The 12,795-nt window shown below is 40.0% G+C and carries 6 protein-coding genes; 3 read left to right on the forward strand and 3 right to left on the reverse strand.

Translation table 11 applies throughout. The annotated features are described in order from the left end of the window. Positions 1 to 25: 25 nt before the first annotated feature. Genes DW182_RS11485 through DW182_RS11495 form a run of 3 tightly spaced genes read right to left on the reverse strand, consistent with a single transcriptional unit; the run spans position 26 to position 4,884 of the window. Entirely contained in the window at positions 26 to 2,089 is a 2,064-nt protein-coding gene (locus tag DW182_RS11485) for an alginate lyase family protein (protein ID WP_118295606.1), read from the reverse strand. 1 nt (position 2,090) lies between these two features. Further along, positions 2,091 to 3,386 (reverse strand): BNR repeat-containing protein, encoded by a 1,296-nt coding sequence (locus tag DW182_RS11490; protein WP_118295607.1) that lies wholly within the window; start codon positions 3,384 to 3,386, stop codon positions 2,091 to 2,093. 22 nt (positions 3,387 to 3,408) lie between these two features. After that, on the reverse strand, positions 3,409 to 4,884 hold the full coding sequence (locus tag DW182_RS11495) for a sialate O-acetylesterase (protein ID WP_118295608.1): 1,476 nt from the start codon (positions 4,882 to 4,884) through the stop codon (positions 3,409 to 3,411). A gap of 416 nt (positions 4,885 to 5,300) precedes the next feature. Here DW182_RS11495 and DW182_RS11500 point away from each other — a divergent pair, with 416 nt between their 5' ends. The 3 genes from DW182_RS11500 to DW182_RS11510 all read left to right on the forward strand — a co-directional run bounded on the left by DW182_RS11500 (position 5,301) and on the right by DW182_RS11510 (position 12,728). Beyond that, entirely contained in the window at positions 5,301 to 7,820 is a 2,520-nt protein-coding gene (locus DW182_RS11500) for a hypothetical protein (protein ID WP_118295609.1), read from the forward strand. A gap of 177 nt (positions 7,821 to 7,997) precedes the next feature. Continuing rightward, on the forward strand, positions 7,998 to 9,908 hold the full coding sequence (locus DW182_RS11505; RefSeq protein WP_118295610.1) for a trehalase family glycosidase: 1,911 nt from the start codon (positions 7,998 to 8,000) through the stop codon (positions 9,906 to 9,908). A 12-nt stretch (positions 9,909 to 9,920) separates the two neighbouring features. Continuing rightward, positions 9,921 to 12,728, forward strand: a complete 2,808-nt coding sequence (locus DW182_RS11510) for a glycoside hydrolase family 31 protein (protein ID WP_118295611.1) — start codon at positions 9,921 to 9,923, stop codon at positions 12,726 to 12,728. Positions 12,729 to 12,795 lie beyond the last annotated feature (67 nt).

Below are 12,795 nucleotides of genomic sequence, written 5' to 3' on the forward strand. Positions count from 1 at the left end.
ATAACACTGGATTGTTTTTTATTTACTATTCTTTACCGTTATGAGGGCTTCTGTTATCTTTAGCATTTAGTTGGATGGCTGTTTGGGCATCAATGCCGCAATATCTGTTATTTTGTACGGTGTTCTGATGGATTGTAATGTCTTTACAAGGGTTCATTTGCTTCTCGATGAATATTCCGTGCTCGTTGTTACCTTCAGCAAGACTGTTGTTGATGGTTATCTGGCTACTTTCTGCACATCGTATGCCTGAGAGTCCGTTACGGGCCATCTCTGAGTTGATAACTTTCACATTTTGACAGAAAGTAGCATTTATGCCGTTTCCGTAGGGGGAGGTATCGAAACGACTACTTGTTATATCACAATTTGTGATGTATGACAAATGAAGATTGTGATGGAAACCGGCACCTGGCACTACGCTGGCACCATTATCACTGAAATCGCATTGGTTAATGCGAATATTTTTTCCACCAACTATGGCTACGCCGTTTTTGGTGAAATTCTGTATGGTAATATTTTCAAATGTAATGTTCTGTATGCCGTCTTTCTCTTTTGATTTGAAAATGATGCCTTCCCGGCTGGGAGCGTTCATATATGAGCGACTACGACGGTCGTGATTAGGATCAGCATTTTCGATTACTTTAGTGGCACCTTCTATCAGAAGATCGCGAATAGTGACGTCAGAGAGAATATCTTCTCCATTAATGATTGCAGTTTCTGTTTGTGGAGCCGGAAAGATAATAGTTTCGCGTCCCTGACCGGCAAGGAGGGTGCCACTATATATCTTTAGAGGAGCCTTCAATGTATGTACTCCTGCTTCCAAAATAATCCATTTGCCACTCTTTTGATTGGAGTCTATGGCTTCTTGTATGGACTCTCCCGGTTTTACAAAAATACTGTTGGCAGGAAGTTTTTTTGATTTGCCTTTTAAAGCTCCGATTACTGTTGGTTTCAGGAATTTATCGAAACCTGTATAAAGAGATGTTTTTGCCGGAGCATTGGGAAGCGGAGCTTTGGCAGTCGTCAGAAAACCTACTGATGACTTCGGGCGTGTGTGTTGTTTTATTGCTTTCTCGGTATATGGCAGCAATAGGCCTTTGGTATTTTTGTAATGCTGATATATGGATTCATAGATATCCCTGAATTTGTCGTTATCTCTGTCTGTAAAGACTCCGAATAAGTCAATATGTTCTCCTAACATGAAACGTGCTGTATATTCGAAACCTTGCGCCAGCCTGTCATCAGCTACACTATAAAAATCTAGTCCCTGCGTGTCGGCAGTTTGTGCAGCTTTGGCAAATTCACCTATACCTAATTGTACATGTCCCCAGTCTCGGGTAGTTTCTTGGCATTGTCCACCCGGATAGAGATAGCGGGTGATGCCGGAGTTACCTTCTCCCCGGTAGAATCTTTCTACTGCCCGGTTGAATATTTCATGGTTATCAGTAAAAACACCGATACACATGATGGTACTAATCATGGATGCATCCCAGTTGCCATTAGCTTCGGTGAAGAAGTCTTTAATAGTGGGATAAAGGACTGTAAGGACCATTTGTGTGAATTGTTGCAGGTCTTTGGATGCCCATCCGGAATCGGTATGTTTCAGAATTTCAGCAGCATTTAGGTAGTAATATCCGAATAGGCCTACGTTCAGCTTGGCATTATTTGCATCGAATCCTCGGAGAACATAGCTCCACGCATTCAAGATTTCAATGGCCTTACGCGCATAGGCTTTGTCTTGGGTTATATACCACATTAATGCATGGTTATAGGCTGCTTCTGCACTCTCGGAAAATTCACGTCCGCCTATGCTGTTTGCCCCATAGGGACCTACTGATATTTCAGCAAATGGTTTGGGGATAAAATCTAAAGAGGCGTTTTTCTTTAAATTCTCAAAAGCGGTTTTCCAAGGCTGTATGCCTTTTACTACCATTTCGCGCATATAGTCAAGGTCCTGTTTGCTTTGTGCCATGCCAGGATGTACGAACGCTTTGGTCAGGAACTCCGGTTTGGAGTTCTTCTCAGTTTGGGCTGCTATGCTGTGCCCTAAGGTACACATTATGCATATTAATAAGAATATTTTTTTTCTCATATTATTTTTTGTTATTCACTTCTAATACGTATACCGGTTGAGGGGTAAATTCAACTGTTTTCTCTCCATCCCCCTGTCTTGCATGTTGTACAAAAAGATGGAGAAGCCGCTTCTGCTTCCATAGTTCTGTATCATGCGAGGGCTCCCAGGCATCTACCGGAAAATCTGTCAGGTCGGTATAAGTCCATTTCCCACTTTTTATTGCTGTTGTATGTGCCATGGACACCCGGCTGTCCCGTTCTGCATCACGGAAGATATAAAATATTTCACCATCTTCCACTACAATTCGTGGGCGGGCAATAGGAATCATTTTGGTGCCAGCACCTTTTAAGGAGAAAGGAGTATGACGTTTTGAAACCTGGCAAGTGTGCCATGTCTTCCCGTCATGCCATACAATACGATATTGCGGAACTTTACTATCCGGGGCACGCCAGTAAGTGGCAATGTATGGGTTACCGTTTGCATCGGCGCTCATACTGGTCTGGTTTATTAATTCCGAATTTTGAGGAATAAGGCAAGCGTATTCTGCATTCTTATAACAGATTGGTAAATCATATTTTTGCCCATTCGCTTTTTGCCATGTCACGCCATTATCGTAAGAACGGGCATAACAGAGATCATGATTAGTTTCCACCTGTCCTGTTTCACGCCATACCCAAGATACATGGATAGTACCTTGCTTATCTACATAGAGCTGCCAGTAAGCGTTCCGTTCATTCTCACCGTCTATCAGGATATCTTGCACTCTATCCCACTTTTTGTTTTTTACAGAGTAACGGTTCATTACCAAGTTCCCCCGGCCGGAGGAACCGGAACGGTAAACAAATAACAGATCACCTCCATTCAGTGAATAAAACTCCGGATAAGTCACGTTTCCCTCGTCTACACCAGTCATAGGCTCTTTATCTCCAAGTTCCAGTGTGTATGGAGCTGTGCTGCGGCAATAGTTTAGCTTGTGCCCGTGATGGTCGAATGCCAAATGCAAATAACCATCCCCATCCAGCATCATACTGATACCATTATGGGCGTCCTTTACATTTCCTTTATATTGTGTCCGTCGTAGTGTCCATTGGTCAGCATTTAGCTTTCGCTTACCCAATATCAGATAACCATCCGCATCATAATAACAGATGTATTGCTCATCACCCTGTGTCACAAGTGAATTGTTTCTGAAAACAGTCGTGTTGACCGATGTCTGACTATATCCTTCTCCTACTTTCACAAGTCGGGACTGTTGTGCCTGAAGTGCGGAAGCCGTCAGGAGAGTTAGGAAAAAAAGAAAAATGCGTCTATTCATGATCTTCTTGGAAGTTTTATTGTTACCAATTGTCTGTTCTAAATGGAGCTACGGGGATACCATAGATATTGAATACGCTTGCTTTGGTGTAGTTTTTATAAGCATACCGGACGGCTACCGGATGTTGCACTTTATCGCATGACACAGCCAGACGGGTAGTTTTGGTCTCTATTTCAGCATAGGCCGGATAGAAAACTTTATCTTCACCGGCAATTTCAAATCCTTCGAGCGGGGTCCACATAGGACAAAGGCCACGCTGTGCGTTGTCCACATTGATGTATATTTTGTTACCTGATATTTCCATGGATTTATAAATAGGAGTGGCGTAACCGAATCCTTTTCGTCCATAGGTTTGTGCAAGTGCCCAAAGAGCCAGACGATTACCTACCGTTTCTTTATCTGTCGGGTGGATGAAGACCGGATGACCTACATCCAGAGTGGTAACCATTCCGCTGTTAGGGATATCCTTCATATTTTGCTGCTGGACTTCACGCATGCGGGCGGCTGAGGTGCCATCGGCACCTTCATAATTGAAGGGAGCAATCTCTACAAAGTAAAAAGGAAATTCTCCTATATTCCATTTACTGCGTAAGTCTTTGACAAAAGCAGGCATCAGACTTTGGTATAAATCAGCATTGTCACGATTACTTTCGCCTTGATACCAAAGAAAACCTTTAATGGTGAAATTCGTGAAAGGAGCTATTTTCCCATTGTAGAGTACACATGGGGTGGCTGTGATGTTTTTTACAGGTTCATCATTGTCAAGTATGGCTAAATCAATACTTTTAAATGGAGTTATAGCTTCCCGGCTCATCCATGCTTCTACTTTTGATCCTCCAAGAGAAGACACGATAATACCGACCGGTACTTCTAAAACTTCCTGAATATATCGAGCGAAAAAGTAGGCCGCTGCACTTGTGTGCGATACGTTGACAGGAGTATTTTCTAACCACTCACCTTTACAATCTTCCTGTGGCGTTTTGCTATATTGCCGTACCCATCTTCCATCTTTAGAATCGGTGTTGTAGATACGAATTGGGGTAGATGCTTTCGCTTTGGCTATGATATCATTTGTGCCCTGAGTGGGTTGGCGGTCGAAACCACTCATAGGCATTTCCATGTTCGATTGTCCGGAGCAGAACCAGACCTCGCCTATTAATATATTTTTCAATGTCAAGGCCTCTCCATCGCTGAATGTAATTTCATAGGGGCCTCCGGCTGTTGGTGTGGAGACATTTAGTAACCATTTTCCTTGTTTGTCTGCAGTCGTTTTATAGGTTCTGTTATTCCATGATGTTTTTACGGTAACAGATGAGTTTTCTTTGGCTTTTCCCCATAGTTTTACATCTGTTTGTTGCTGCAATACCATGTTGCTACTAAGTACGGAAGGTAATTGTACTTTGGCTCCTACGAATGTGGAGACAGATAAAAAGTGTGTTAATAGTAAAAAAGTAATCAACGATTTTACTTTCATGTGACTAAAAAAAAGTTTTTTCATAATACTGTTTTAATTTGATGATAGGACAAACTTTTTGTCCTTTGCAACAAAAGTAAGACAGCGATATTACTTCTCTGATTAATTTGTTATTAATTTGCGCATAATATCGGTTTAATTGGATCCATATAACCCGTTGGCGGAATTAATGGCTTCTTCCCTGTGCCCCAAAAGGGACCAAGGCCGGGGTTGAGCAGTATCCGGTCCGTACCAACTCCGTAGCAAATTCGGTTAGAAGTACCTTTATCCGGAGATGATACGGAGCAAATAGGGGGGTGAACCCTTTTTGATACGGTTCTGACAGGATGCTGAATATCCTTTAATTTCGCCAATGAGTTTCATATCTTAATTTCTCGGGTCCTTTATTTGTTATGGAAGATTTTTTTATACCTTTGCAGAGTGTTCTTTAACGAGATACTATGAAAAGTAAATTGCTAATTTGGATATTGTGCTTTTTCTTATTGGGAAATTTGAAGGTGTTGGCTTCTACAGATTACGGCCTTCATTTCAAATCTCATTCTGTGCCGGGCAATGAACGCACTTCTTTGTCTCTTGATGAGAACTTTCCTTTTCAGGTGGAGAATGAGTTTATTATTGATTTTCAAATGTGGGTTCGTAATGAGCCTGACTTCGGAGCCATTCTACATTTATGCACGAATGAAAAACAATTTCTTCATTTTGTTTTTGCTGCAGGTGATAATAACAGGAATTTTCCGGCTCTTGTTTTCAATGAGGGAATGTTTGCTATTAATACGAATATCGAAAAAGGTAAATGGGTGCCTGTGTCTTTACACCTTAATATAAAGGAGAATCAAATTGATTTGAAGTATGACAGTAGGGACACTACGATGGTAGTGCCATTGCGTGGAACCAAAGACATTACAGTTTCGTTTGGAAAATCTCCATATTTCTCAGCAGATGTAGTTCCTATGGATATTAGGGATATAAAGATTACCCGCGATGGAGAACTGATAAGATATTGGAAGCTGTGGAAGCATAATGGTGATGTTTGTCTTGATGAAGTGGGAGGGGCTGTGGCATTAGCAACCTATCCCTCATGGCTGATTGATAATCATATTGAATGGCGGAAAATATATGCGGAGAAAACATCAGACCGTTTGGATGTTGCTTTTAATGCCCGTGATGCCTTGTTCTATCTTGTGCGACAAAATAAAATAGACATATTAAATGGTATTTCCGGTAACCGAAACGAGGTCTCTATTGTGGAGGGGTATCCGGCTATGGAATATACAGATCACATGATTTATGATACACTGACTAATCAGTTATTGTCTTATTCTTTACACGAAAAGTTGGTTTCAGCTTTGTCTGTCGACGAAGGGAAATGGAGCCTGAGTGAAAGACAATTGGATGAGCCTCGTTACTACAACCATGCACGTACGTTTAATCCATCTGATTCTTCATTTTATTTTTTTGGAGGATATGGATTCTATCAATATAAGAATAACCTGTATCGGTTGAAAGTGGGTATGAAACAGGTTGAAGAAGTTGCATATACCCCTGTTATTTCTCCTCGTTATTCATCTGCAGCAGCTATAGTAGGTGATGAACTGTATATTTTTGGTGGTCGTGGAAATAAACAGGGAAAGCAAGAATTTAATGCTCATTTTTCTTATGAGTTGTGTGCCATTAATCTGAAAACGGGAAAGTCTCGTAGTGTATGGAAGAAAAAACAATCTACGGATATGTTGTTGATGGCATCTTCCATGTACTTTGAACCTTCGGACAGTTCTTTTTATGCTGTTAGTCTGAAAGATGGAGGCAGCCTTTGGAAGGTTTTCATGAATGATTCTGTTTGGGTAGAGATATCGAAACCTATTCGTAATGATTTGGTTCATCAGGATTGCGATTTTAGTTTTTATTCGTCGCCTGCCTATCATAAACTGTATCTGGTGATGGATAAGATTTTGAGTGACCGTACACATGATGTGGCTATTTATTCTATCAATACTCCTTTACTGAATGATAATGAAATTGTGCAGACGGTGAATAAGGACTCTGCTTCGGTGTGGTTATGGTGGTCATGTGGTATCCTGTTGTTGGGAGGAGCAGTATTCCTTTTATACCGGATAAAATGCAGCAGAAAGAAAGTCGAATTTGAAGATACCAAAGAAGATAATACTCAGGTGGAGGTTCTTCCTGTTAATGAAACGGTAGAGGAGGTTGCTGTGGTAGAAAAGTATTTTGATCGCAGTCGTTCGGCAATCTCTTTGTTGGGCACATTTAATGTTCGTGATAAAGATGGTAATGACATAACAGGAGCTTTTACACCACGATTGAAAAGCTTGCTTATATTGTTGGTGCTTTATACGGAAAAAAGTAAGCAAGGCATCTTGACTAAAAAAGCTACCGATATTCTGTGGTCAGACAAAGAGGAAGAGTCTGCTCGCAATAACCGTAATGTGACTTTGCGTAAGTTGCGTATATTGTTAGAAAAAGTAGGTGATGTGGAAGTTGTCAGTGATGCGGGATTTCTGTGTATCAGATGGCATGAGGGAGTATTTTGTGATTATCGGATGGCGTTGGATTGTATTCGTCAATTTAAGGAAAATGGTGATCATGGAGATGACAAGCTCCTGAATCAGATATTGGAAATCTTATTGTATGGTCCGTTGCTGTCAAATACCATTGTTGATTGGTTGGATGAATTTAAAGATTCTTATTCCAGTCTTTCTATTGATTTGCTGAGGAATTTGTTGGATGTACAGCGCAATAATTATGATACAGTACTGCGTATTGCTGATATCCTGTTCTTGCATGATCCTCTGAATGAAGAAGCCTTGGCGGCTAAATGCTCTATTCTTTTTATACAAGGTAAAAAAGGTATTGCAAAGAGTGTATATGACCGCTTCTGCAAAGAGTATAAAGATTCATTAGGAGAGGAATATAAGATCCCCTTATGCAATTTATATAAATGATAATTTATAAAAATAAGAAAAAGCGCTTAATCATAACAATTAAGCGCTTTTTTAATGTCCAATTAATAAAGGATGGCTCTGTTTTTTAAGACTAAGGCTTTTATTTTGCATTCGTGGAAGTATTCTTAAAATCTTCCAATGAAAAGTTAAACTGATGTCTAATTTAGTCTTTAAACTATGAAAAAGTACTTGTTGATCGGATTGTTTTTATTAGGTCTGTTTATCTATCCTATTAAGGCCATTTCAGGTAACACTCCTGAAGAATTATATGAGAGTTTGCAAAAACGGTTGGCTTCCGGTTGGAATACCTGGGATACCCGTAGTGTGCTGACTCATGTATTTCTTCCTTATGGTTTTGCTGTCGACCTGAATATGATGGATACAGATGGAAGTCGCGTAAGGAAATTCAGAATCGGAGATAGGGCTAAAGGGGCGCCATTATTGCAGCCGGGACCTCATTCATTTGATGGAGCTTATACAAAAATGACTATAGATTGGAAAGGATATAAGTTACAGGTAGAAAGTGCTGCTATAGGACTTAAAAACGTAATTCTAATCAGACCACTGGCTGAGACGAAGAAAGGAGGACGATTGGTGGTTATCCCTGAAAGTCTTTGGAAACGGGGCAATACACTTAGCGTGGATAGTTTAGGATTTACATTGGCATCACGTGATAAAGTTGTTGAAATCAAAACTTATATAGAGGGTGAACTTCTGGAAAAAAAAGGAAGGGAGTTTATTCTGTCTTTAGATACTCCGGTTGCTATCTGTTGCGGAGAAAATATGGAATTGGATGAGGCAATTGCTTTCATTAATGACCGTGCCCGGGATTTTATTAATTCTAATCAGAAAAAATTTGGTGAAAATTATGATTGCTATAATGCCATGCAGAGTGTTTTGGCTTGGGATAATATATATGATCCTGGCATTAGGAGGGTGATTACTCCCGTAAGTCGGATTTGGAGTTCCGAATGGTTTGCCAGTGAAGATTTTGGTGGTTTTACACTGTTCTGTTGGGATACCTATTTTGCGTCGATGATGCTTGCTGTTGGCAATAAAGAATTGGCTTATGCAAATGCTGTAGAGATAACTAAGGCGATAACAGAAAGTGGATTTGTGCCTAACTGCTTTTATAGCAATAATTTTAAATCAAGAGATCGTTCTCAGCCACCTGTTGGTTCTTTGGCTGTCTGGACATTATATAAGCAATATCAAGAAAAGTGGTTCTTGGAGTTATTATATAAAGAATTGCTAACCTGGAATCGCTGGTGGAGCCGGAATAGAGAGGATGGAGGATTATTATGCTTAGGTAGTAATCCTTATGAAAAGGTCACTTATTTCAGGTCTGAGTTTGATACGGATTGTCACTATGGCGCTGTTTTGGAATCAGGATTGGATAATTCTCCAATGTATGATGGAGTACCTTTTAATAAGCAAAAACATTTGCTGGAGCAGCATGATGTAGGCATGTCTTCTTTATACATCATGGATTGTGATTATCTGGCTTTAATAGCGGAAGAACTTGGCTATAAAAAAGATGTAATCGAACTTAGAAAACGCGCGGAATATTATCGCAATAATTTAGCAGGGTTGTGGGATGATAAGACTGGATTTTACTATAATCGTTCTACCAGAGATCTGAAATTTAATTACCGTACTTCACCCACTTGCTTTTATCCATTGCTGGCAAAAGTACCTACAAAGAATCAGGCTGAGAGGATGATAAAAGAGCATTTGCTGAACACTGATGAATTCTGGGGGGAGTACGTAATTCCTTCTGTACCTAAAAATGATCCTGCATTTAAAGATAATGAATATTGGCGGGGACGCATTTGGGCACCATTGAATTTTCTGGTATACTTAGGATTGAATAACTATGAATTTCCGGAAGTGAGACATGCCTTTGCCGAAAAATCCCAAAAATTATTATTGAAATCCTGGTTATCACATGGATATGTCTTTGAGAATTACAATGCCCTCACTGGTGAAGGCGATGATGTTGTGCGAAGCGATAAGTTCTATCATTGGGGGGCATTGCTGGGATATATCGCTCTTATAGAGAATGGAGTTGTAAGTAAGTGTAATTAATAATAATCGATCATGAAAAATATAATTTTAATTATCAGTTTTTTGTTTTGTACAGTTTCTATTGTATATGCCCAGAAACAGCCTTTTTTAAAGGATTCCTGGAAAGGGGATATGACCTCTGTAAAACAAGAGAAAGGAAGGTTGAAGATAGCATCTGTTGCTGTACCCGAAATATGTTGGCATTTAGATGCTTTTTCCAAAAAGGTGAGTATGTATAGAAATGTGCAATTGAACGATGTGAATAGAACTGTTTGGTGTAGTTTTCTGGCGTTGAAAGAAAAAGGGAATTCGCGTTTAGGCCTTTCATTTGAGAAAGGCAATAGTGAAAAACTATTTGTTGCAGTCAAACAGACGCAGGAGCCGCAGTTGGTTGTGGTGCGTATCGATTTTTCTGAAAAGGCTGATAAGGCATATGTTTTTTATAGCCCTACCGCAGCTTCTGTTCCTGATTTGGAAAATGCCGAGTATACTTTATCGGGTAAATTTGATTTTGACCGCATTAGAATCATAGCAGAAAAAGGGAGCAAAGGGATTTTTAGCGATGTCTCTTTGGGTGAGAATTATCAGGATGTAGTACATCCTAATGTCTTACAAGTTGTAGCCAAGGAAGGACAACCACAAACAGTTCTTTCCTGGGAAAAGAAACAGCAGGCTTTATGGATTCAGACTTCGGGCGGAACTTTGTATTTGCAACCCTATAATATAGGAAGTGTACATGTGATGTTCGGCTCTGAGAATGAAATAAAAGAATATAAGAGTTTTGCCGTAACGCAACAGGCAAAGGTGGCAGAGTTTAAAGTGGAGGATACTCAGGAAGATATTGTATTACGTTCTTCCCGTTTAGTTGTTACTGTGAATAAGAATAAAGGGTATATCAGTCTACTTGATGAGTCTGGAAAAATTTTACTGAAAGAGTTTCCGGAAAAAGCGAGAATGAATATGTGTGGAGATTCTGTCAATGCATATTGTAAGTTCCAGTTACGAGATGAAGAGGCTTTATATGGTTTGGGGCAGTTCAGAGATAACTTAATGAACTTGAGGAATGCCAAGCGGGAACTGGTTCAGTTTAATACGCAAGCTGCGGTACCGGTTATTTATTCTACTGGTGGTTGGGGATTGTTTTGGGATAATCCTTCCCGGACTATTTATACAGACAATAGTACCGGTATGAGTTTGGCTTCTGATTACGGTAAGATCGTTAACTATTATCTTTTTGTAGGTGATAAAATGGATAATTTGGTAGCTGCATATCGTTCTTTGACGGGAGGGGCTCCGATGTTGCCCGATTGGGCTTTAGGTTATCACCAAAGCCGTAACCGTTATGCTACGCAAAAAGAGGTGATGGAGATAGCTAAAAAGATGAAGGAAGAGGATATTCCTGCAAGTACTATCTTTATAGATTATCATTATTGGGGTAAGTACGGAACAGGTTCACATAGGTTTGATGAAACTTTATTCCCTGATGTTCCTTCAATGTTGGACAGTCTCCATAACGTTTATGATATGAAGGTAGTTTTGACAATGTGGCCCTGCTTCAAACCGGGTATCCCTAATTATAATGAAATGTCACAAAAAGGGTATATATTGGAAGGAGCCAAAGCTATTGACGGCTATATATATGATACTTTTAATCCGAATGCGGCCAAAATGTATTGGGATAAGGTTTCTTCTTTAGTGGACTTGAATATCGATGGCTGGTTTTTAGATGGACCGGAACCTGACCATGTAGCCTCATACTTGCCACTTAATACTTATGCCGGACCAGCTCAGAAAGTACGAAATGTATACCCTTTGGTTCATGCATCACATTTTTATGAAGGAATAACCAAAGCTCGTCCCGGTATCCGTCCTTATATGTTGACCCGTTGCGCGTGGGCTTCCCAACAAAAGTGGGGAACGGCTGTGTGGTCTGGTGATATTCCAACAACATTTGCCGAATTACAAACGCAAGTAGCAGCAGGATTAAACTTTACAGCAACGGGAATTCCCTACTGGACTACAGACATTGGTGGTTATTCAGGAGGAGACCCGTCTAAAAAAGATTATCAGGAATTGTTTGTACGTTGGTTTCAGTATGGAACATTTTGTCCCGTTTTTCGTTGCCATGGACGTCGTTATCCGGGAGATACGAAAGCACCGAATGAGTTATGGGCATACGGACCAGAAGTACAACGTATCTGTACTGACCTTATAAAGTTGCGATACCGGCTTTTGCCTTATATTTATACCCTATCAGGTAAAGTTACTCACGAGCATTATACACCAATGCGCTTACTGGCTTTTGATTTTGCTTATGATCAAAATGTATTCGACTGTAAAGATCAGTTTATGTATGGACCTGCTCTCCTGGTTTGCCCCGTTTTGGAGGCAGGAGCAACTTCCCGCTCTGTATATCTGCCACAAGGATGTACTTGGGTAGATTTCTGGACCGGTGCAATCTACCAAGGAGGAACTACAATTACTGCAGAAGCACCTCTGGATAAAATGCCTTTGTTTGTGAAGTCTGGTTCTATCATCCCTTATTATACTTCTGTTGAGAAAAATATTAATGTTGATGTTCCGCTTGAGATTCATGTCTTTGGTGGGGAAAACGCAAGTTTCAATTTATACGAAGATGATGGTGAGACGTTGAAATATAAAAATGGTAATTACAGTACTATTCCGTTTAAGTGGAATGATCGTACAAAGGAATTTATAGTTGGAGAACGCATCGGCGACTATGCAGTAAAGGACAGGGACCTTATCATTAAACTCAAAGGTAAAGATGTGATAAAGAGGATAAAATATAGTGGTAAAGAAATAAAAGTTATATTGAAATGAGCCTCAGGAGATTGATAATAGTTAGCTTCTTTTTCTTATCTTTCTTTGCAAATCTTTTTGCGGGTGG

Origin of the sequence: Bacteroides sp. AM16-24 (assembly GCF_003471885.1) — a bacterium.
Taxonomy (GTDB): Bacteria; Bacteroidota; Bacteroidia; order Bacteroidales; family Bacteroidaceae; genus Bacteroides.

Bases quoted from the DNA above. Each gene is read 5' to 3' on its own strand.
- DW182_RS11485 (WP_118295606.1), bottom strand. From the start codon at position 2,089: ATGAGAAAAAAAATATTCTTATTAATATGCATAATGTGTACCTTAGGG.
- DW182_RS11490 (WP_118295607.1), bottom strand. From the start codon at position 3,386: ATGAATAGACGCATTTTTCTTTTTTTCCTAACTCTCCTGACGGCTTCC.
- DW182_RS11495 (WP_118295608.1), bottom strand. From the start codon at position 4,884: ATGAAAAAACTTTTTTTTAGTCACATGAAAGTAAAATCGTTGATTACT.
- DW182_RS11500 (WP_118295609.1), top strand. From the start codon at position 5,301: ATGAAAAGTAAATTGCTAATTTGGATATTGTGCTTTTTCTTATTGGGA.
- DW182_RS11505 (WP_118295610.1), top strand. From the start codon at position 7,998: ATGAAAAAGTACTTGTTGATCGGATTGTTTTTATTAGGTCTGTTTATC.
- DW182_RS11510 (WP_118295611.1), top strand. From the start codon at position 9,921: ATGAAAAATATAATTTTAATTATCAGTTTTTTGTTTTGTACAGTTTCT.